This is a genomic window from Flavobacterium sp. MFBS3-15, from assembly GCF_026107645.2.
GTDB lineage: Bacteria > Bacteroidota > Bacteroidia > Flavobacteriales > Flavobacteriaceae > Flavobacterium.
This window is the reverse complement of record NZ_JAPCHV010000001.1, coordinates 288,367-310,644: the sequence shown is the minus strand read 5'-3', so window position 1 is coordinate 310,644 and position 22,278 is coordinate 288,367. Positions and strand designations below refer to the sequence as shown.

20 protein-coding genes are annotated in these 22,278 nt (G+C 44.6%); 15 read left to right on the top strand and 5 right to left on the bottom strand.

The genetic code is table 11. The annotated features are described in order from the left end of the window. The first annotated feature begins 94 nt into the window (after positions 1 to 94). On the top strand, positions 95 to 2,503 hold the full coding sequence (locus OGH69_RS01485) for a TonB-dependent receptor (protein ID WP_306354339.1): 2,409 nt from the start codon (positions 95 to 97) through the stop codon (positions 2,501 to 2,503). A 4-nt stretch (positions 2,504 to 2,507) separates the two neighbouring features. Beyond that, on the top strand, positions 2,508 to 3,344 hold the full coding sequence (locus OGH69_RS01480; RefSeq protein WP_265172661.1) for a DUF4249 domain-containing protein: 837 nt from the start codon (positions 2,508 to 2,510) through the stop codon (positions 3,342 to 3,344). 180 nt (positions 3,345 to 3,524) lie between these two features. Here the strand turns inward: OGH69_RS01480 and OGH69_RS01475 are convergent, their stop codons facing one another. Next, entirely contained in the window at positions 3,525 to 3,929 is a 405-nt protein-coding gene (locus OGH69_RS01475; RefSeq protein WP_265172660.1) for a winged helix-turn-helix transcriptional regulator, read from the bottom strand. Between the two features lie 131 nt (positions 3,930 to 4,060). Between OGH69_RS01475 and OGH69_RS01470 the strand changes: the two genes are divergently transcribed. Next, the gene (locus tag OGH69_RS01470) at positions 4,061 to 4,930 is read left to right on the top strand and encodes an SDR family oxidoreductase (RefSeq protein WP_265172659.1); all 870 of its coding nucleotides are present in this window, start codon (positions 4,061 to 4,063) and stop codon (positions 4,928 to 4,930) included. Positions 4,931 to 4,984: 54 nt separating this feature from the next. On the opposite strand, the gene OGH69_RS01465 is transcribed toward OGH69_RS01470, so the two are convergent. Beyond that, positions 4,985 to 5,332, bottom strand: a complete 348-nt coding sequence (locus OGH69_RS01465) for a nuclear transport factor 2 family protein (RefSeq protein ID WP_265172658.1) — start codon at positions 5,330 to 5,332, stop codon at positions 4,985 to 4,987. 161 nt (positions 5,333 to 5,493) lie between these two features. Between OGH69_RS01465 and OGH69_RS01460 the strand changes: the two genes are divergently transcribed. Beyond that, the gene (locus tag OGH69_RS01460; protein WP_265172657.1) at positions 5,494 to 6,369 is read left to right on the top strand and encodes an aldo/keto reductase; all 876 of its coding nucleotides are present in this window, start codon (positions 5,494 to 5,496) and stop codon (positions 6,367 to 6,369) included. On the opposite strand, the gene OGH69_RS01455 is transcribed toward OGH69_RS01460, so the two are convergent. Then, on the bottom strand, positions 6,291 to 7,433 hold the full coding sequence (locus tag OGH69_RS01455; protein ID WP_306354338.1) for a TonB-dependent receptor: 1,143 nt from the start codon (positions 7,431 to 7,433) through the stop codon (positions 6,291 to 6,293). The two genes, OGH69_RS01460 and OGH69_RS01455, sit on opposite strands and share 79 nt — an antisense overlap. Positions 7,434 to 7,826: 393 nt before the next feature. Between OGH69_RS01455 and OGH69_RS01450 the strand changes: the two genes are divergently transcribed. The 8 genes from OGH69_RS01450 to OGH69_RS01415 all read left to right on the top strand — a co-directional run bounded on the left by OGH69_RS01450 (position 7,827) and on the right by OGH69_RS01415 (position 16,977). Beyond that, positions 7,827 to 8,840: a sensor histidine kinase gene (locus OGH69_RS01450; RefSeq protein WP_265172656.1), complete on the top strand. Its 1,014-nt coding sequence runs from the start codon at positions 7,827 to 7,829 to the stop codon at positions 8,838 to 8,840. 2 nt (positions 8,841 to 8,842) lie between these two features. Then, positions 8,843 to 9,565 carry a LytR/AlgR family response regulator transcription factor gene (locus OGH69_RS01445; protein ID WP_265172655.1) on the top strand — a complete coding sequence of 241 codons (723 nt, stop codon included), beginning with the start codon at positions 8,843 to 8,845 and terminating at the stop codon, positions 9,563 to 9,565. 240 nt (positions 9,566 to 9,805) lie between these two features. Next, the gene (locus tag OGH69_RS01440) at positions 9,806 to 11,137 is read left to right on the top strand and encodes a TolC family protein (protein WP_265172654.1); all 1,332 of its coding nucleotides are present in this window, start codon (positions 9,806 to 9,808) and stop codon (positions 11,135 to 11,137) included. Beyond that, entirely contained in the window at positions 11,134 to 12,198 is a 1,065-nt protein-coding gene (locus tag OGH69_RS01435) for an efflux RND transporter periplasmic adaptor subunit (protein WP_265172653.1), read from the top strand. The genes OGH69_RS01440 and OGH69_RS01435 overlap by 4 nt, the downstream gene beginning before the upstream one ends. Positions 12,199 to 12,200: 2 nt before the next feature. Further along, the gene (locus tag OGH69_RS01430) at positions 12,201 to 15,299 is read left to right on the top strand and encodes an efflux RND transporter permease subunit (RefSeq protein ID WP_265172652.1); all 3,099 of its coding nucleotides are present in this window, start codon (positions 12,201 to 12,203) and stop codon (positions 15,297 to 15,299) included. Positions 15,300 to 15,302: 3 nt separating this feature from the next. Continuing rightward, on the top strand, positions 15,303 to 15,440 hold the full coding sequence (locus tag OGH69_RS01425) for a hypothetical protein (RefSeq protein ID WP_265172651.1): 138 nt from the start codon (positions 15,303 to 15,305) through the stop codon (positions 15,438 to 15,440). After that, positions 15,433 to 16,125, top strand: coding sequence for a LytR/AlgR family response regulator transcription factor (locus tag OGH69_RS01420; protein ID WP_265172650.1), 693 nt, complete (start codon positions 15,433 to 15,435; stop codon positions 16,123 to 16,125). Before OGH69_RS01425 ends, OGH69_RS01420 begins: the two co-directional genes overlap by 8 nt. Positions 16,126 to 16,305: 180 nt before the next feature. Continuing rightward, entirely contained in the window at positions 16,306 to 16,977 is a 672-nt protein-coding gene (locus OGH69_RS01415; protein WP_265172649.1) for a lipid-binding SYLF domain-containing protein, read from the top strand. A gap of 100 nt (positions 16,978 to 17,077) precedes the next feature. Here the strand turns inward: OGH69_RS01415 and OGH69_RS01410 are convergent, their stop codons facing one another. After that, the gene (locus OGH69_RS01410; protein WP_265172648.1) at positions 17,078 to 17,908 is read right to left on the bottom strand and encodes a hypothetical protein; all 831 of its coding nucleotides are present in this window, start codon (positions 17,906 to 17,908) and stop codon (positions 17,078 to 17,080) included. Between the two features lie 546 nt (positions 17,909 to 18,454). On the opposite strand from OGH69_RS01410, the gene OGH69_RS01405 reads away from it, so the two are divergent. Continuing rightward, entirely contained in the window at positions 18,455 to 18,790 is a 336-nt protein-coding gene (locus tag OGH69_RS01405; RefSeq protein WP_265172647.1) for a hypothetical protein, read from the top strand. Positions 18,791 to 19,315: 525 nt separating this feature from the next. On the opposite strand, the gene OGH69_RS01400 is transcribed toward OGH69_RS01405, so the two are convergent. Beyond that, the gene (locus tag OGH69_RS01400; protein ID WP_265172646.1) at positions 19,316 to 20,788 is read right to left on the bottom strand and encodes a Fic family protein; all 1,473 of its coding nucleotides are present in this window, start codon (positions 20,786 to 20,788) and stop codon (positions 19,316 to 19,318) included. Between the two features lie 366 nt (positions 20,789 to 21,154). Between OGH69_RS01400 and OGH69_RS01395 the strand changes: the two genes are divergently transcribed. After that, positions 21,155 to 21,352 (top strand): hypothetical protein, encoded by a 198-nt coding sequence (locus OGH69_RS01395; RefSeq protein WP_265172645.1) that lies wholly within the window; start codon positions 21,155 to 21,157, stop codon positions 21,350 to 21,352. A 23-nt stretch (positions 21,353 to 21,375) separates the two neighbouring features. Beyond that, the gene (locus OGH69_RS01390; RefSeq protein WP_265172644.1) at positions 21,376 to 22,224 is read left to right on the top strand and encodes an IS3 family transposase; all 849 of its coding nucleotides are present in this window, start codon (positions 21,376 to 21,378) and stop codon (positions 22,222 to 22,224) included. Positions 22,225 to 22,278: the final 54 nt, after the last annotated feature.

Genomic DNA, 22,278 nt, shown 5'->3' with positions numbered 1-22,278 from the left:
GCGGATGTAACACCTACTTCATTTTAACCCCCGTGGATACGTGTCTACTTTTACCGTTGTTAAATGAGAACATTAATCTAAACTTCTGTTAAGTATGACAAGAAAAAAGCGATTTAAACCTTTTAAATCAGGAAAAGGGCAGGCATTATTTGTAATGGCAATGTTGTATCCGGTATTCTTTTTTGCACAGACAAAATACACAATTAGTGGTGTAGTAAAGGATGTTGCCAACGGTGAAACAGTCTTAGGGGCGACTGTTCTCTTAAAAGGCACTTCCATTGGAAGCACAACCAACGAATATGGTTTTTATTCGATCACAGCGCCTGAAGGTGATTACACCTTAACTATTTCTTATTTAGGATTTAGCACTTTTGAAAGGGTTATATCCCTTAACGCTGATCAAAAAATCGACATTGAGCTCACAGAAGATGCAGCCGAATTAGATGAAGTTGTCATCACTGCTGAGCAATCAAAGAAAGTAGACCTTAGGACACCACAAATGAGTATGACAAAACTCTCTGCTAACGACATCAAAAAGATACCAGTAGTTTTGGGTGAAGTTGACCTGATCAAGTCCATACAATTGCTGCCGGGTGTTGCCAATGCCGGCGAAGGCGCATCGGGCTTTAATGTGCGGGGTGGCGCAGAAGACCAGAACCTGATTCTCCTAGACGAAGCAATTATTTATAACGCTTCCCACTTGTTTGGTTTCTTCTCTGTATTTAACGCTGATGCTATTAAGGATATTAAGCTTTATAAAGGAGGTATTCCTGCACGTTTTGGAGGGCGGGCATCTTCCGTTTTGGACATTCGCCAAAAAGACGGGAACAGTAAAGAGTATGAGCTCACTGGCGGAATAGGTTTGATTTCAAGCCGTTTGGCCGCGGAGGGGCCAATGCTTAAAGATAAAGGTTCGTTCCTGATAGCGGGCAGGGCTTCTTATGCAAATATATTCTTAGCCTTAGCTAACGAAAGCAGCAGGGCCGGATTTTATGATTTCAATCTGAAAACAAATTATGAAATTGATGAAAAGAACAAACTGTACCTATCTGGTTATTTAGGAAATGATAATTTTAACCTGGCAGGATTTTTTACCAATTCATACGGAAACTTATCAGGAAACCTGCGATGGAACCATATTTTTAATGATAAGTTATTCTCCAACGTTTCCCTGATATACAGCCGGTATAATTACAACCTGGAAATTCCCATTGAAGGAATTGACTGGACTTCTGATATAAGCAATTATAATATGCGCTATGACTTTGGGTACTATGCAAGCGATAAATTAAAATTTGACTTTGGGGTAAGCGGCATTTATTACAACTTTAATCCTGGCAAGCTCAACCCTTTAAACGCAAATTCGGGTGTAAATCCGGAGAAATTAGATGACAAATTTGCTGTAGAGGCCGGAGTATATGCAGGTTTGGAACACAAAATTTCCGACAGGCTGACCGCTCAATACGGCTTGCGTTTTAGCTACTTTAACCGGCTTGGAAAGCAAACCTTAAACAACTATGCCAATAATTTACCGGTAGTTTACAACGAGGAATTAGGCATTTATGAGCGTGCCGAACCCATTTCAACTACGCATTACGGTAAGGGCAAGAGCATCGCTACATTCAATAATTTAGAACCCCGGTTCGCACTCTCCTACCAGCTTAACGAAAAGTCTTCTGTTAAAGCAAGTTATAACCGGATAGCGCAGTACTTGCACCTGATTTCAAATACGACATCAGCCACTCCATTAGATGTCTGGGCGCCGAGCGGAGAATTTATTGAGCCACAAATTGCAAACCAATATGCTGTAGGCTATTTCAGGAATTTCAGGGAAAACATGTTTTCGATTGAAGCCGAAGCGTATTATAAAACTATTGACAACAGGGTAGATTATATTAACGGCGCAGAACTTATAGCACAAAACACTATTGAAACCGAAATTTTGACTGGTGAAGCCCGGGCTTATGGATTAGAGTTCCTGCTGCGCAAAAACCAAGGCGATTTTACAGGCTGGGTGGCGTATACGTTATCAAAATCCCAGCAGCGTACACCCGGGGGAGCAGCTGGCGGATTAGGCATTAACAACGGGAAATGGTATAATTCCAACTGGGACAGGACCCACGACTTTTCGTTTACCGGAACTTACAGGCTCAGCGAAAAATGGCGATTCGGCGCTAATATGGTGTTCCAGACAGGACGACCTGTTACCTATCCTAACGGTCAGTTTCTATATAACGGTTTATCTGTGGCCACCTACTCCGAAAGGAATGCGGACCGATTGCCGGCCTACCACAGGCTGGATCTTTCTGCAACCTTAACACCTCATAATAATAAGAACAGAAAATGGCAGGGAGAATGGGTGTTTGGCATCTATAACGCTTATAATCGAAGAAATGCAGCTTCTATTTCTTTTGGTCAAAACCAACAGACGGGCGTAACGGAAGCCACCCGCACTTCCATATTTGGCATAGTACCTTCAGTAACTTACAATTTTAATTTTTAAGACAATGAAAAACATAAATTTATACAGCAAATTAGCGGCACTCCTGGTTATAATCGGATTTTTTTACTCGTGTACAGATGTAATAGATGTTAACGTACCCAACGGTGGGGCAAGATTAGTGGTTGATGCATCCATTAAATGGCAAAAAGGTACTACAGGAGAAACACAAACTATTAATTTAAGGCAATCAACACCTTTTTTTGATAGCAATCCGGACGCCCCTGTTACGGGTGCTTCAGTAACAGTAACCAAAGAAAATGACGGATCAGTATTTGTATTTACAGACCAAAATAATGGCAGCTACACTACCAGTGATTTTGTTCCTGAATTAAACGCATCGTATACTTTGGAAATTCTCTATAACGGCAACGTCTACAGGGCGACCGAAACCTTAATTCCAGCACCATTTATTAATCGGGTTGAGCAAACTATTGAAGGTTCAGGCGAGGACACAGAAATTCAGCTTCAGGTGTTTTTTGATGATTTCGCAGGTATTGAAAATTATTATTTAGGCGAATTTGTCCCTTCTAATTTACCGCTGCCGGCCCTTGCAGTTATTAGCGATGAATTTACGGATGGCAATGAAAATTTTATTGAGAACGATAATGATAACTATGTAGCCGGAGTCAATGTAGGCATTAATGTGTATGGTATCTCGCGACGATATTATAACTATTTATATATATTGATCCAACAATCAGGTAGTGATGAAAACGGGCCTTTTCCTACAACCCCTGTACAGTTAAAGGGAAACTGTATTAATGTCAATAATCCAAACGAAGAGGTATTGGGGTATTTCAGACTGGGCGAATTTGATACTACATCCTATACAATTAATTAACAGTCAGGAATACATACATTTTTCAGGCCTTTTTGCAGATTCATTTGTGGAGTTTTTGTAATAATCACATAAATTCTCCGTAAGTGTCACACAAAAATTTCACAAATAAATCTTTGTAAAGAGAATCCTAATCCGCAGGCCGATTATTTCGATAAATTACAAGTAAAGAGTCCTGTTTTCTTATATAAGGGTCTCATTAATCTTTTTTAGAAACTTTGTTTTGTTCTTTTTGACTTCCATGAGAAATGGCGAACAATCATCAGTGCCGGAGATATGCTTTTCCCCCCATAGCGCTATCTCAATTAAAGCGGGTATTAAATCAGCACCTTTTGGGCTAAGCCTGTAGAGCCCTTTTACCTTATTACCCGGATAGGGTAATTTGGTGATTATTCCATTATCCTCCAATAACTGTAACCTGTTCGCTAATATATTCGTTGCGATCTTTTCCGCAGATTTTGTAAAATCTCCATAAGTACGGGTTGTATGCAGCATTAAATCCCTAACTATTAATAAGGACCATCTGTCCCCGAAAATATCGAGTGACAAGCTTAATGGGCAATTGGAACGCATTTCAGGCACCTTCATAAATTTTATATTTCTACTTGTATATTAAAAGTAATTATTTAATTTTACACTTGCATTTTGCAAGCAAAAATATTTTATTCCGCTTGCAAATTAAAAGCAAATTTAATCATTTAAAAATAAATTATTTTATCATGAAAAAAATATTGGTTACAGGAGTTACAGGAGTAGTTGGAAAAAGCACAGTTGAGCATCTCTTAAAAAAGGGTGTTCCGGCTAGTCAAATTATCGGCCTTTCACGGAAAAGGGAAAATATAGAAGAATTAGCAGCGAAAGGAATTGAAATTCGCATCGGTGATTACTCTGACTATAATTCATTAGTTGCTGCATTTAAAGATATAGATAAAATAATGCTTACAAGCGCTGTTGCCTTTACAGACCGGTCTGCTCATCATTATAATGTAATTACTGCTGCCCGGGAGGCTGGTGTGAAACATGTGGTTTATATGTCAATTATGCGCAGGGAAGGTTCAGGACGTGTTATGCCTGAGGTTACCGAATCAGATATTTTTACGGAACAATTGCTAAAATCATCAGGACTGAATTATACTATAGTTTACCACCCTCCTTTTGCCGATCTGTTATCCTTCTATTATGGCCCTAATCCTTATGAACATGGTATAAAAGTCCCTGCAAAAAATGGAAAAATGTTACCTGCAACCAGAGATGAACTGGCAGAAGCCCACGCTGAGATACTTTCTACCCCGGGACATGAAAATAAAACATATTCATTAGGCGGCTCACATCCCATCTCGTTTTCCGAAATAGCAAAGATTCTTGCGGAAATAAAAGGACAACCCGTATCTTTTACCACAATTACCCCCGAAGAATATATCGACGGGATAGTTGCCCAGGGGGTCTCCCGTAACGTAGCCGAATTTATTACAAATTGGGTACTGGCTATTGAAGGTGGTGAGTTCGAATATCAGTCAGGTGATTTAGAGCGCTTATTAGGGAGGAAGACAAAAACTTTTAGAGATCTAATGGTAACATCTTTGGAATAGAGTAATTCAAATTTATTAATAAGCAAGTGGCTGTTTATCATTGGGGATGTATGCCTATTTATTTATAGGTATTACAAAAGCATTCAATTCGGCCATTTTGCTGCTCTCAAACCTCCACACATCACAATAATGATAGTGTGACTCATTACCATCTTTGTCTTTGAGGGTAATTTCACCTATTGCCGTAACATGATCCCCTCCTTCAATCATCTTTTCTACATTAAACCGGGGAGGCTCAAGATACGTCTGTTTGATGTATTTCCTGACAGCATCCTTCCCGTATAAGGTCTGCTCACCAACAAAAACCCACTTTGTATTTTCGGTGCAGAAAGAAAGGAAACTTTCGTAATCGCCTGCTGCAACTGCTGTATTTGCCTTTTCTAATATTTCAATGTTTTTCATAGCCTATATATGTATGACTGTTACTAAAGTAATGCTTTTTAATGACGCGTGAGCATAAAAAGCAGATTTCATGGATTTGCATACAAGCTTCAGGGTTTTACATACGGCAGTAATGTTGGCTTTGCAGAACTTTGTATCAGGAAATTATAAATAATAATATAATGAAAACAAGATCTTTAGGAAATCAGGGACTTACCGTCCCCGTTATCGGACTAGGCTGTATGGGCATGACCGGTTTTGAAGAAGGAAACATGTATGGCCCTGCAGATGAAAAGGAAGCCATAGCCACCATACATCGCTCCCTTGAAATGGGCGGTAATTTTCTGGACACGGCAGACCTTTACGGGCCTTTTAAAAATGAGCAGCTTATTGCAAAAGCTATTAAAGGCAAAAGGGACCAATACATTATTGCTACAAAGTTTGGTTGGGAAATTGATGATAACAACAAAGTTACGTGGGCTATTAATGGAAAAAAAGAATATGTAAGGAAAGCCGTGGAACGATCGCTTAAAAACCTGGGCACAGATTACATTGACCTTTACTATCTCCACAGGCTTGATAAGACGACACCCGTAGAAGAAACTGTTGAGGCAATGGCGCAGTTAGTGAAGGAAGGCAAAGTGGGCTATCTGGGGCTGTCGGAGGTCTCATCGGAAACCGTAAAGAGGGCGTACGAGGTTCACCCTATTACCGCTGTGCAAAGTGAATACTCGTTATTTGAACGAAGTGTGGAGCAACGGGGAATATTAGATACATTAAATGAACTGCAAATTGGCTTCGTTGCCTACTCACCCCTTGGCCGGGGCTTTTTATCGGGCCATATTAAAACTATTGATGACCTGCCGGAAAATGATTTCCGCAGGAACATCCCACGCTTCCAGCCGGAGCACTTCTATAAGAATATTGAACTGGTTAATGCAATTGAAAATTTAGCATCAGAAAAAAATATAACGCCTTCTCAGCTGGCTCTCGTCTGGATAATAAGCAAAGGCTCGGATTTCCAGTTCAGGCCCGCAAACTTTATTTTCAGCTCATAATCGTAATCACTGAGGATGGCCGAGGCGTTGGAAAAGAGCTTATCCGAGAAGATATGGTTCCACCTGACATTGAGAAGGGAATTGCCATAACCATTGATCAGCGCATCGCCGAAATTCATATAGTCATACCCATAATAGCCGGACAGGAAAATGTTATTGTTCTCGTTGATCTTATAATTGAGCTTGGCATTCAGGTCATAGAAGTAGACCGAATTCGGCTCATCTGCCAGCTTCAGGAACAGGTGTATGTAAGAGCCCCTTCCTGCTACCACGAACGAGCTTTTTTCCTTTACGATAGGCCCCTCGACCAATAGCCTGCTGGAAATAAGGCCCAGGCCGCCAGTCACATGGTATTCCTTATTGTTTCCTTCTTTCTGGTAGATATCCAGGACCGAGGAGATGCGGCCCCCGAAATTGGCGGGGATACCCCCTTTATATAGTTTCAGGTCTTTTATGACATCGGAGTTGAAGACGGAGAAAAACCCGAAGAGATGCGAGGTATTGTATACCACGGCCTCATCCAGCAGGACAAGGTTGCCATCCACCGAGCCACCCCTCACATTGAATCCCGATGCGCCTTCCTGTGCATTGGTCACCCCTGGCAGGGTCAGTATTGATTTCAGCACGTCCACCTCACCCAGGACCGCTGGCATCTTTTTTATGGTGGCTATCGAAAGTTTGTTCACGCTCATCTCCGGTTTACGTATGTTTGTTTTGGTTGCATTGGATGAGACAACGACTTCCTGCAGTTCCGTGCTGTTTTCAAGCATAACAAAATCCCTTTTCGTGTTCTCGGTCAGGGAAATGCGCTCCTGCACGTCATCAAAGCCGATATAGCTGATGATGATCGTGTAGTCTCCCTTGGGCAGGGTAATGGAATAAAATCCATAGGAGTTCGTCGTAAACGACGCATTAGCCTCCGGGATATAGATGCCAACGCCGATCAGTGTCTCGTTGTTCGCCTTGTCAGCGATGGTTCCGCTCAGGGTGACTTTCTCTTGTGAAAAGGCATTGAGCGCCGTTGTGAGCAGCAGGAGCAATGCATAAAAGATTTTGTTCTCCATTTTTGAAAATTTGAATTAATTAGTGAAATCTTGGACTAAAGTATATTTTTATGAAACCCACTATTTTTTATATATACCAAACAGGTCCCCTGCTATAGAAAAACAGGTGCCTGCACGACCAAATTAATACGGCATCTCCATTTAGGGCCTCATTGCAGCACACAGCGCATTTTCTTAGGTTTGGATAGGTTGTGTTGCCTGCAGGGTTTCTAGGGGGTAGTTTCCCTGCCCTCTATTCCGCAGTGCAGGAACATTGTTGCGCAGGTTTGCAGCGTTTACTGATCAGGGGAGCAGGAGTGCTAAATATATTTTCGTATATTAAAAATATGCTTTCGTATAATATATATTTGCCTATAGGCGTATCGCCTAAATTTGCCTGATATAACTTTAACTATGAAACAAAATTCGCCATATATCAACGAGAATTGGGTATTCCAGTTCCTAACGGCCTCCAGATACAGGGTGTACCGCCAGCTATTGCTGGTTGCCGTCATCAGCCTGGTACTGTATAACAGCGGGCCGGAGGTTAAGGAGCCTACCCTGACCCTGGTGCTGTTCCTGCTGCTGTTTTACACCAATATCTATTTGCTGGTGCCCCGACTCCTGTTCAAGAACAAGTACACCCTGTACTGCCTGTCGGTTTTAGCTGTGCTGCTCCTGTCGGTCAAGATCTACCTGTTCGGCTGTTATCTTTTTGGCCTGGACTCCAACATTGACGGATTGAACATACCTTTGTTCTACACGCTTATCCTTGTAATTATTGCTGCCTCGTCATCGATGCAGGTATTCCAGAAATGGATAGTGGACAAGCAGTTGATCCATGAGCTGGAAAAATCAAAATCCTCGGCGGAGCTGGAACAGCTTAAGAACCAGATCAACCCGCATTTTTTATTCAATATGCTCAATAACGCCAATGTCCTTACCAAGGAAGACCCGGAAAAAGCCTCGCAGGTCCTGGTAAAGCTAAGTGATTTGCTGCGCTACCAGTTGTATGACAGCGCAAGGGATAAAGTTTTATTGACTTCCGACATCCACTTCCTGGAAGATTTTCTAAATTTGGAAAAGGTTAGGCGCGATAATTTTGATTTTATGATATCCAAAGAAGGAAATCTCAGCGGTGTCCAGGTACCCCCGCTATTGTTCATCTCTTTTGTGGAAAATGCCGTCAAGCACAATAACGATTCCGCGAAATCATCCTATGTCAACCTGTTTTTCAAGGTCAGGGACAACGAGGTTTTCTTTAAATGCGTCAACTCAAAGCCCGTCCTGAAGGCCGTTAGTAAATCCGGGGGGCTGGGGCTGGCGAATATCAGGCGCAGGCTTGAATTGCTCTTTCCCTCAGCGCACTTGCTGCACATAGAGGATAATCCTGAAACCTACAGCGTTTCATTAACTTTAAAATTATAGGTATGAATTGCATCATAGTCGATGACGAGCCCCTGGCGCGAAAAGCGATCCAGCACCTGATTGACCAGACAGATAACCTGGAATCCATAGGCGCTTTCAACGGGGCCGAGGCTGCCACGGAATTTATGTCTAAAAATGAGGTCGACCTGGTCTTTCTTGACATACAGATGCCGGGGGTGAACGGGATTGAGTTTGCCAGGACAATCCCTAAGGAAACCTTTGTGATCTTTACCACCGCGTTCCATGAATTCGCCACTGACAGCTATGAAGTCGAGGCGATAGATTACCTGATCAAGCCCGTAAAGCTGGAACGCTTCCAGAAAGGTGTGGAAAAGGCACAGGCCTACCTGAAGCTGCTGCAGGCCGATTATGCCAACACTAACATCGAGACCATTGCCGACGACTACATCTTTGTTAAGGCGGACCGCAAGATGTTCAAGGTGTACTTCAATAACATCCTTTTCATCGAAGGCCTGAAAGACTATGTGGTGATACATACGGAAAACCAGAAGGTGATGACCCTGATGAATATAAAGACCATACACGACCGCCTGCCAAAAAGTATGTTTGTGCGCGTGAGCAAATCCTATATCATCAACATTAAGCAGATTGATTCGGTGGACAACAACACCGTGTACATCCGCAAGAGCGAAATCCCCATCGGCAACATCTACAGGGATTTCTTCTTTAATGAGTTCGTTACCCGGAAGATCCTGAGCAAATAAATCCCAGCCCTCCATTGCTTTGTTGATGACCTAAGGGGATGGTTTGGTCGCATGATCCGGCTATTCCGCAATATTTCCCACCTCCGGACGTTTTGGTGTGTGCCTAAAAGCATCATTCTTTTCATTTCGTATAGAAATGACACGGTTTGGTATAGTTAAAAAAATACCGGCTGCCCTTTCCCCTACTTTGGCCCCATATAACACATCCCTTTTTTGTAAGGAGATGCTAACCGATAGTATATGGGCAATAAAATTATGCTGGCCGTCCTGCTCCTTTGCCTTAAGATGGGCGCACAGGAGGCCTGGTCATTAAAGCAATGCATAGCATACGGCTTGCAGCACCACCGCAACAATACGATATATGCCAACGAGAAACTGGCTGCCGATGCCATGGCGAGGGAGGCGCTGGCGGCCTACCTCCCCAATATCGGCATCACCGCTTCGTTCGATAACAACATTCGCCTGCAGCAGACGGTAATCCCCGCAAATGTCTTCGGCCCCGAGGCGATCAGGGGGTCACTTGGACAGCGCTATGGGACGGATGCGGTCATAGAAGTGAACCAGGTCCTTTACGATCAGTCCATCCTTACCGGACTGAAAGCCAACAGGTATCTCGGCCAGCAGGCTGACCTTACCCTCGAGCAGGCCCAGGAGGCGATTATTTATAATATCAGCATCGCCTATTTCCAGATACTGGTCTATACGCAGCAGCTCAGGCTGCTGGGGTACAACAATGAAACCTACGCCAGGCAGCAGGACATTTACCGGCTGCAGGTGGAGAAAGGGGTCGCATTGCAGAAGGACCTGGATAAGGTTACGGTCGACTTCAACAACACCGCCTCGCAGATAAGGGTAGCACAAAGCAATCTCCGGCTCGCAGAGAACCAGCTCAAGTACGAGATGGGATATCCTATTAACGAGCCCATCTTGCTGCATATTGCCGATGAAATAGCGCTACCGCCTTTGCCGCAGGGCGCGGAAGATACATTTTCCCCGTCCGCCAGGACGGATTACAGGATCTCGGAACTCAATATCAAAGTACTCGAAACAGAGCAGTCGCGCATCAGGGCAGAAGCCCTGCCGAAGCTTTCCGCCTACTTCCGCTATGGGGCCGTGAGCTTTTCGGACCATTTCAAAGATTCCTATGATGATATGCTGCCCTATTCTACCGTGGGCCTGAAACTCAGCATCCCCGTATTTGATTTCTTCAGGCGCGGCGCACAGTATCGGCAGGCGAGCATCAATACGGCCAATGCCGGGGAAAGCCTTACGCTGGCCGGGCGCAAATACATCATGGAATATGAAAACGCGCGGACCAGGCTCCTGCAGGCGGAGATAAGCATTGAAAATGATAAAAGGAACGTCATCCTTGCCGAATCAGTACTTAGCATAACCGACCTGCAATTCCGCAAGGGCACTACCGACCTTACGGACTGGCTCAATACCCAATATGCCCTTAAGGAAGCCCAAAACAATTACCTGGGCTCCCTTTACCTGCATTACCAGGCGCGTGCCGATTTCGAAAAGGCCGCCGGCACACTCAAAAACTTCTATAACTCCCTCGACCGATGAAGAAAAAACTCCTCTTGATCCTGATTGGCGCAGGCATTGTCAGCGCCATTGCCTACAGGCTGGTGTCCAACCGCAATAAGATCAGCGAAAGCGCTACGGCCGCAGCTGCATATGATATCCGTATTCCCGTCACCATTGCCACCGCCTCGGAAGAAATGCAGGAGATAAGGCTGGTCAAGACGGGCAAACTGGCAGCGGCCAGGGAAGGCACTGCCCTGTCGGCAAGCAATGGGACGGTCCTACGGCTGATGTTCCAGCTCGGTGACCGGGTTACCGAGGGACAGCCCCTTGCTGTGATTGACACCCGGGTGCTGGAGCTCGAACTCCAAAAAGCCGAGTCCAACGCTATAAAATTAAAGAGGGATCTACAGACCTATACCGAACTCTACCAGGGCCAGGCCGCAACAGAACAAAAGGTGGACGAGGTCAGGCAGGGCTACAGCGACGCACTGAATCAGGCCATGCAGCTGCGCAGGCAGATTGCTGATGCTACGGTAAGGGCACCGGTGGGCGGCATCATCGCCTCCAGGCCGATAGAGGAAGGGACTTTTGCAGGTATCGGCACGGAGATCGCTACGATTGTAGACCTCTCCGGATTAAAAGTCCAGGTCAACCTTACCGAGTCCGAGGTTTACCAGGTACGGCAGGGTCAGGCGATTACGCTTACCACGTCGATTTATCCCGGGAAGGCCTTTGCCGGCACCATTAGTTTCATAAGCCCAAGGGCCAACCAGGCCAATAACTACCAGGTAGAGGTAACTGCCGCCAATGATGGGCAATATCCCCTGCGCTCCGGCACGTTCGTTTCTGCGGATTTCTCAACGAAGACGCAGCGGAAAGTCCTGCTAATCCCAAGAGCTGCGCTAAATCAGGGGACACAGGAGGCTGCTGTCTATGTAGCAAAAGACGATAAGGCCGTCCTGCGCGCGATAACCGTTGGACTGCAATACGGCAGCAAGGTGGAAGTGACAGCCGGGCTCCTGGCAGGGGAACAGGTTATCACATCAGGGCAGATCAACCTGAAAGACGGTACAGTAATCAAGCATTCAAAAAAACAGTAACCATGTCAATAACCGCTATAGCCATAAAAAGGCCCCTGCTGCTGATCGTGCTCTTTACCATACTCATTTACTTTGGTGTAACGTCCTACCTGAGCCTGAACTACAACCTGCTACCCGGTTTTTCTATACCGGAGGTTTCCGTAAGCATCCTGTACCCCGGCGCCTCGGCGGCAGAAGTGGAGACAAGTGTCACAAAGAAACTCGAAGATGCTTTCTCATCCATCGAAGGGCTCGAATCGCTCCACTCGACTTCCCGGGAAGGTGATGCCGGTATAAAGCTCATCTTCAAGAGCGGCACGGATATCGACAAGGCCGAAAGGGATGTACAGCGGAAAGCGGACCAGGTAATGGATGATTTGCCGGAAGCTGCCGGAAGGCCTCAGGTAAACAAGATTAATATGCAGGAAGCCCCTGTCATAAAGGCTGCTGTAACCGCGGATATGGCGCCCAGGGACCTGTACAATCTGATGGATAAGCAGCTAAGGCCCATCCTGCGAAATGTTACCGGCGTGGGGCAGGTGGATATCATCGGCGGGGAAGAACGGGAGATCCGGATAAATGTCAACCAGGACAGGCTTATGGCCTATGGCCTGAGCATCGGGCAGGTGACCAGCGCCATAGCCAATGCCAACCTTTCGTTCCCTGCGGGGAGCATCGAAACGCGTGACCAACAGCTCTCCATCCGGTTTGATGCCAATATCCGCTCGCTCGACCAGTTGCGGGAACTGGTGGTATTCCAGCATCCGGCACAGGGCGCGGTATACCTAATGGACGTGGCTGAAGTGGCGGACCTGTCCTCCGACATACTGACCATCAACCACAGCAACGGGATCCCGTCAGTCGGCCTGCAGGTCATCAAGCAAAGCGATGCCAATGCGGTCAGTGTAAGTAAAATGGTTAAGGAGGTATTTTCCGATATGGAAAGCCAGTACCGGGAAAATGGCGTGAAGTTTGACTTATCTTCGGATGTCAGTGTGTACACCCTCAGTGCGGCGGATGCCGTTATGTACGACCTGATGCTTGCCGTTATTATTGTAGGCATCGTAATGCTGGCATTCCTGCACAGCCTCAGGAGTTCCCTTTTCGTACTGGTGGCTCTCCCCGCCTCTATCATACCTACATTTATTGCAATATACCTATTGGGATTTTCGCTGAACCTTATGACGCTCATGGCCCTCTCGCTGGTGGTAGGCATACTTGTCGACGATTCCATCGTGGTGCTTGAGAATATATACCGCCATATGGAAAAGGGAATCGATAAGCGTACTGCCTCCCTGGTGGGGCGTGATGAGATCGGCTTTACCGCTCTCTCCATCACATTGGTTGATGTAGTGGTGTTCCTCCCCCTTGCCTTGAGTGGCGGGATGATCGGCGGGCTGCTACAGGAATTTTCGCTTGTGGTCGTGTTCTCGACCCTAATGAGCCTCTTTGTTTCCTTTACGATCACGCCGTTGCTGGCCAGCCGCTTCGGGAGGCTTGAACACCTGCGCAGCAATACCCTTTGGGGCAGCGCCAGGCTGCGCTTCGAACGATTCCTCGAAAGCCTGAAGAACGAGTACGGAAGGCTTTTGGAAAAGGTGCTGCACAAGAAGAGATGGCTGCTGCTTCTCACCACGTTGCTCATCGGGGGTTCTGTCGCGCTGGTCCCTGCCGGGTTCATCGGGGCAGATTTTATGCCGGAGACCGACCAGGGCGATTTTATCCTTACCATGGAACTGGAAGCCACCTCGACCCTCTACAGGACAAATATGAGCGTACAGGAAGCAGAGAAAATAATCCTGCAGCAGCCGGAGGTGCAAAAGGTATTCTCCAGCGTCGGGTTTGCCTCCGGCAACGTCTCGGGAAGCGATAGCAATGCCAATATTGCGGAACTGACCGTAACCCTTGTGGATAAGGAGGAACGGGAACGGTCTGCCGAAGAATTAGGCAATGCCATCCAGCAACAGCTCAGCACGGCCATACCCGGGGTGAAATTCAGCACAGGGTCGATATCGCCTACCGGGGAGGCTGACAGCGCACCTATAGAGATCGCAATTAAAGGCGTTGATATGAAAAAGGTGCGGGCGGTGGCGCAAGATTATCTTAAAGGGGTTACCCGGGTGCCCGGTACGCAATTCGTAAAGCTTTCCGTCAAGGACCAGGCCCCTGAGATCGAGGTAAAGCTCGATCGCGGTAAGATGAGCCTGTTAGGGCTTGATGCTACCCAGGTAGGTGCTATCCTCCAAAATTCGTTCAGCGGGAATGATGAAAGCCTTTTTAAAGAAGAAGGTAATGAATTCGATATCATGGTCCGCCAGTCGGGCTATAATCGCGCGGACATTAAAGATGTCCGTAACCTCCCTTTTGTAAATTCAGACGGAAACACCATCCTCCTGAGCCAGTTTGCACAAGTAAGCGAAACACTCGGGGAAACCACCTTACAGCGTATTGACCGCCTCTCAGCCATTACGGTGCAGGCTGGCGTTACGGGCCGCCCCACCGGCACGGTCAGCGATGAGATAAAGGCACAGGCAAAGGCTATTAAATTACCACCGGGGATCAGTGTCGAATACCTTGGAGAGACCAAAAACCAGGGAGATGCCTTCGGCAACCTCATCCTTGCCCTGATAACGGCTTTTGTACTGGTCTACCTGATCATGGTAGCGCTGTATGAAAATGCGGTATACCCGTTTGTGGTGCTATTTTCGATACCAGTAGCCCTTGTGGGCGCCTTGCTCGCACTTGCCCTTACGATGGAATCCATCAACATTTTTACCATTATCGGCATGATCATGCTACTGGGCCTTGTGTCAAAAAATGCGATACTGATCGTCGACTTTGCCAATAAGCTGAAGGCCGAGGGCAACTCAGCGGAGAAAGCGCTGCTTGAGGCCTGCAGGGAAAGGCTTCGCCCAATTTTGATGACTACGCTTTCCATGATCTTCGGGATGCTTCCCATCGCACTGGCAGGGGGAGCCGCCTCAGAGATGAAAAACGGCATGGCATGGGTCATTATCGGTGGGCTCACCAGTTCAATGCTCCTGACTTTGTTTGTCGTCCCGTGCGTTTATATGATCGTTGACAACCTCATCAGCTTTGCAAAACAAAAAAAAACCATTTAGGTTATGGATACAGAAGACCTTGAAAAAGACCTTGGGGAAGCTTGGCTGGAAAAACCGGACAGGCAGCCCTTTGCAAATAAGATCGCATCGTTCATTTGTTTTTGGAAAAAATGCCTAAACCCGGGTAAAAAAAATGATTAATGCGATTGCCATAGATGATGAGCCCCTGGCACTTAACGCCATTGCAACGTTATGCAGTGCCACCGAAACCATCAATCTGCAAAAGACATTCACCAGCCCCGTAAAAGCATTGAAATATTTGCGGAAATACCCTGCTGACCTCATATTTTGCGACATACAGATGCCGGTAATGGACGGGATCAGCCTGGTGAGGTCCCTGCCCTACCCGGCAATGGTGATCTTCACAACCGCGTTCAGCGACTATGCAGCCCTCAGTTATGAATTGGGAACGATCGATTACCTGTTGAAACCCATTGATGAGAGACGGTTCTCACAGGCCCTCCACAAAGCACTGGAGCATTTTAATCATATCGGGAGAAGAGACCAAAGTTCGGGCAAAAGCATCTTTATACGTGCCGACTTTAGCCTTATGCAGGTTCCTCTCGCTGATATCCTCTACATTGAAGGCTTAGCCGATTACCTCAAAATTTACATCGAAAACCGCAGGACGATCGTGGCCAGGATGGCAATGAAAGAAATGATGGAAAAGCTGGACCCGGATGAATTCATCCGTGTGCATCGGAGTTTTATCCTGCCTTTTAAGAGGATTGAGGCAGTAAAGGGAACTGTTATCTTTGGTTGTGGGCGAAAATTCCCCCTTGGAAAAACATTCGTGGAGGACTTCTTTGGCCGCTACTCCTTGTAGCAATCCCGATTATTGATCGTTGGCGGAATCATTAACATTTTACATTCCTTTCTTCGCAATACCAACGCACTTCATCTCAAAAATTTCATCCTGCCCTTATTTAAGCAGACCTTTATATTGTTCATCGGCAACACGGTTTGCAGCGATGCCAATAATCTGATAATAACTAAATAAAAAACTATGAGAACAATGAAATTCTGGAAATTGCCCCTTGTAATGAGCGCCGTTTTCTTACTTACAGCCGCAGTTGGCCCGGACAAGGAAACCGAACGCATCAACGAATCTGCAGAGGTGCTTGTAGATTTCAGCAAAATGAAGGAAAGCATCCCACGAGAATTATTAGACAAATGTGAAGGTGTGGTCATCATACCAAAATTGCTTAATGCCGGCCTGGGTATCGGTGGTAAACGGGGCAAGGGCGTCGCTATGGTGAAGCTTGCAGACGGGAAATGGAGCAATCCTGTTTTTATCACGATGACAGGGGGAAGCATTGGTTTCCAGGCCGGTGTACAGTCTGTTGACCTGGTCTTGGTATTCAAAAACAAAGGGGTACTTGCCAAAGTAAATAATGGGGACTTTACCATTGGTGGCGATGCTTCGGTCACCGCTGGACCGGTAGGGCGCAATTCTAGCGCGAGCACTGACCATAATCTGGAAGCAGAAATCTATTCCTATTCACGCAGCAGGGGCGCATTCGCCGGCATCAGTATCAGCGGGTCCAACCTGGGTATAGACAAATCGTCAAATGCTAATTTTTATGTCAAGGGCATCACTCCGCAAACCATATTTGAGACGGAGGCGACTACCGATGAAGCCGTCAGGAATTTGAAAGCTACCTTGTCGTCTTTATAAAAGCACTGGTTATTTTTGTTAAGGCCTGGGCATTACTGCCCGGGCTTTTTTGTTGCCCATTTGGGGCAAAGGATGGCAATAAAAACGTATGTACTTCTACTCAATAAAGCCTGAATAGTGCGCCAACCGAAATATTTGTCTGCAGGAACCCGAATTGCTGTATTGCTTTATCGGCCCTGCTATTGGTAGTACGTATATCCGTAAGGTTGATATACCCTGCTTTCAGCTCTGCCTGGATAAAGAAGTATTTGAAGAATGTTAGATTAGCGCCTCCTTTTGCCGCAGCACCATAACCCGCAACATGGAATTCATTGTTACGCTGCTTGCCCAGCAGTGTAGCATCTGTCCGGGGATAGAGAAAGCCTCCTGAAACGCCGGACATAAAGTTGATCTGAACAATATCCCCATTTACGGAAAACAGGTACTGCCCCACATCATCAGTCCGGGCCAGCTCAACATTAACGTAATTGAGCCCATCAGTATGCTCAAATGCTAAAAATTCCGGGATAATGGTAATGGACTCCCCGTGATAGCTGCCATAAAATTGCGAGCCCGGTATGCTGATAGTGCCGCTTATAGGCACACACTGCTGCTGGGATACCACATACTTCATATGATCTACCCCTATCGCAACCGAATAATGGTCACTGAAATAATACCCTATTTTAAAATTAGTTTGCGGGATGGTCATCCTCGCCGGATTGATATAATCCACATGCATACCCTTGGGCACATCATGCGCTTTGGTGTTATGTAATGTAAAATCATAATTGCTGCCGGTAAACCGGATATCCGACCTTGTATAATGTTCGCGATTCCCTCCCCAGGATATGAAAAATTTGCCTTTGTTGCTGCCGGTAAATCTTGTATACGCAGCGCTTTCCTGAGCATTGACACAGAAACAGGCCAATATAGGTAGCGCTATTGTCAAACCTTTAATACTTTAATTCTAAACTTCATATTATGTAAATTATCGCTGCTTAATAGTGGAATTCTGGGTTGATCCAAGCCCTGAAAAAATTATGGTGTTAAGAAAAATGGGTACAGAAATCGCTGGCTATCGTTAAATCCACAGCTATGAGCAGGATGTAGGATTATATTTTTAGCAGCCAGCAATACAGCTTACTGATACCATATCCAATACAGAGGTCCGTACCCCTTTTTCAGGATACTGGATTCAACTGAGCCTCTTCATGTACATCAGGTAATGCTGTACAATATCTCTTGAAAAGACAGTCTTCTCCAGCGAATAAACCGAGTATATCGTTATTAGGGAGATTAGTATAAAACACCGGAATAGGTTGTTCATGTGATAAGGACTTAAAAACATTAACAATTTTACAGCTAAGCTATACTTTAAGATTACTGCCTTTTCGGATACTATACCAAACGCATCAGCTTCTATAGAAAACGGTTTACGCAGACTACTAAAATTTCAACCCAACAGAAAATTCACGATCAACAATCTTATCCCGTTTTGGCTACATCAAAGGGTGTTTTGGCTGATTTTCTTGCTTGGAGAAAAACGGATCCGGCGCCCAGAAACGATATCTCCCGACCCGGAGAAGTTTATTTTGAATTTGAAGGTTGGGGCACATTTTTAGGAACTAACAGTGTTGCCAACCAGAATAAGAAATTCAGGAGTTATGAGGAAGCAATGGCATTTTTAAGACTCCTAAAGATCACTTCGGTAAAACATTACAGGGAACTGTGCTCAATGGGAATAATACCGGCTGATATTCCCAAAAGCCCCCATACCTTCTACTCTAAGCAAAAATCATGGATAAGCTTCCCAGATTTCTTTGGAAAATAATTATAGTTTACCTTTTATTTCTTACCAAACAGCTTATAGTTGCAACCAATAAACGAGAAACCTCAAGCGCTGCACCCTAAATTATTGTCGCAAATGTTTACTAAATTTGCGACAATATTAAAGCTAATAATACGGCTGACAGCATGTAGACAACTCCCTAAAGTTCTCGAAGGCCAATCAGCCTCCAAAACTAAGCATCAGGTCACGGATTCTAAATTAAAGAAAAAAAATGTTGTAATGACCCGTGTCCTATAATGGCATCGGATTTGAAGAAATAATACACGGACAAGGTCTCCATCTCTTTGAAAGACTTCACTCCAAGATTGCCTATGATGGCATCGGCTTTGGTCTTTCACTATTCCGCAAAACCGTAGAGCGCCAAAACAGGACGCTTGTAGCCGAAGGAAAGGTCAATGAGGTGCGGATTATATCGTTTCCCTTCCGTTATTGCAATCGTCAGAAAACTATAAGTGCATAGGTGCAGCCATGCTTTATTTCCACTATTGAACCAGTAAGCCTCCAGGGCTAGAACTTTAATCTTGATTCGTCATGTTCTTTAAAGGCGTTGCTGGCTTCAAGTTTCGCTTCAAGTTTATCCATATCAGCTGCATCTAATGTTGCGCAAAATTCCTGTGCGCGTTGAAGCATTCTTATATATACTTCCGGGTCATTGTTCCGGGTCAATCTCCTGAGTGCGCCCAAATAATCATCACGGTAAACTGTAGGGATGATGATACGGGTTTGTCCTGCTGCAACAAGTTCGGCATTCATCATGACCCGTGCAATCCTGCCGTTTCCATCAAGGAACGGGTGTATCTCACTAATGATAAACATAATATAGGCTGCCCTTGAAAAGGGATTGTCCAGGGCCTGGTAAAAATTGAATGCCTCCATCAGGGTACCGCGGACCAGCTTGAAATCTACAAAATGCGTCTCACCGGCACGGTTATTTAAATCCTTGAATTGTCCTGGCTTTTTGGAAGTTCTGGCCGACAACAGGGTCGCATGGCGGTACTGGATGATTTTCAGTAAATCATCCGCATCAGCAGGAATTATGCTCATTTCCTTTTTATCCCTCACTATATTGTAGGTACCAAGAATATCATGGGAATCTTCATCGCGGTCCGGCATGGGAGTTTGTGATTCCACAATTTGTTTTGCTTCATCTATTTCAAATTTCGTTCCCTCAATGTAGTTGGAAAAATAAGCCTCAAAGAATGCAAAATTCCGGAATTTGACTGTCGCTGTATTTTGGTCAGGCCGGTTGGGGAACTCACTTTGCTTGAGCGCCATAAATAACTTTTCAAACAATTCGATGCGATGCTTATCAAAAGGATTTCCATAGGCCCTGGCTATGGCGACAGGTGAGCTTAATATTTTTGACGGCTTTGTGGTTAGCAAAGCGCCAATCATTTTGTTAAGCTTTTCGTATTCCGCTTGCATGCCCAGTTCTTCTGATATAGCTCTGGCACGGTCACGAACTTTATTCAACTCCTCTTCTCCGTTAACCTTAATGATATTTTCCAGCTTTTCCTCAATTTCAGGTAATGTCAGGGTTTTGGATTCCGGACCCGGCTGTCGGGACACCTGCAGGTTTTCCAGGAACGCCCTTTCCTTTTGGGAAACGTATAATTCACCGTTAAATTTGTTGTCATTAGCGATTGGCCCGGAGCCTTCCATAAACCGCAGAATTACGCCCGGCAATTCTATCTTCCTTGTATATGTATAGGTTATAAATAAGTGCCCTGCAGAAGTGGGCTTAAAATCAAATGCCGAACGATGACTTAGAACAGCACCTGGATATTGGTTACCAAGTATAGCGAAAATGTTACGCCTGATAATCATTTCCGGTTCCTCGTCCAGATTCGAGGTATAAATTCTTGGCGCTATTTTCCGGATAATTCCGGACTTTTCTAATTTTGATATCTGTTGGCTCCTGGCGGAGTCACTTGATGAATACAACAGTTCGGGTAAGCGGCTTTGTGAAATATTTTCCATTATAAAAGCATTATCATGTAAATTTATAAAATATTTTCCATTATAAACTCGTTTTCGTAAAATGTTTTCCATTATAGTTTGAGTTTTAAAATATTTTCAATTATAAACGCCAATTTTGCTAGTTAAATAAAATATTTTCCATTATAGATTGTAAACGCTAAAATATTTTCCAACATAAGGCTATGTCTACAAAATTACGTACCTTTGCTTCAGCGACGGCGGCGCTGAAGAGTTAGTTACAGATTACCCATGCCCTGTAAACTACGTTTACAGGGCATGGGTATCAGAGAACTACACAATTCTGAATTGATAGCGGTGATTTATTAAATGTTTATTTTAGTATCTTAAACCCCGGAACAACAGATAATGGAACTTCAGGCCCAGGTAAAGCTTCTCGAAAAGCAGAAAGCTTTATTAGAGCAACAGGTCAATTTTACCGACAAGAAGGCAATTATCTTTGATATGCTTATCGATATTGCTGAGAAAGAGTATAATATCGATATCCGAAAAAACTCGTCACCCGAACAATTAGCCAATTTAAAGAACAAGAGAAACAAACACTAAGTTTTACCTGTAGTTTGTTCGGGATGGATCGACAGGTTTATTATCGAAGAATAAAAAGGAAAAGTTTAAGACGTTGCTTATCGGAACAGGTTGTTGCTATGGTAAATAAAATCAGGTTAACAATGCCTCGTCTTGGAGGCAAGAAGCTATACTATCTGCTATATAAAGACCTTAGAACATTAAAAATAGGTAGAGATAAGTTCTTTGCCATCTTAAAAGCAAATTACCTATTGATAATACCTAAAAGGAATTATCATGTCACAACTGATTCTTACCATCGTTTTAAAAAGCACAAGAACCTGATTGAAAATATGAACATCACACGTCCTGAACAAGTATGGGTGTCAGATATAACCTATATAGGAAAAAGGAGCAAGCCTTGCTATTTAAGCCTTATCACAGATGCCTACTCTAAACAAATAATGGGATATAATGTAGCACCGAGCCTGAATGCCGAAAGCAGCCTAAAGGCCTTAAAAATGGCTTTAAAGAAAAGGAAAGATAAAGACTTGGGCCTAATACATCATTATGACAGGGGTATCCAATACTGTTGTGATGAATATCAGACGGTTATAAATAAAACTAAAAAACTGTTCTGTAGTATGACCGAATCGTATGACCCTTATCAAAATGCTGTTGCAGAAAGAGTGAATGGGATATTAAAACAGGAATTCATGGTCGATCGGTATAAGGATTATGATATTAATATTATCAAATCAGTGGTAAAAGAATCAATAAACATATATAATACATTGAGACCACATTGGTCGAACTATATGCTCACTCCTGTACAAATGCATCAGCAGGCGCAGATTGAAATGAGAACATATAAAACAAAAAACAGAAGCAACCCGAAAGCTACTTCTGTCTAAAAAATGTATTTTTACTGTTATTAATCCTGTATCGCTATTTTAGGACTAGTCACA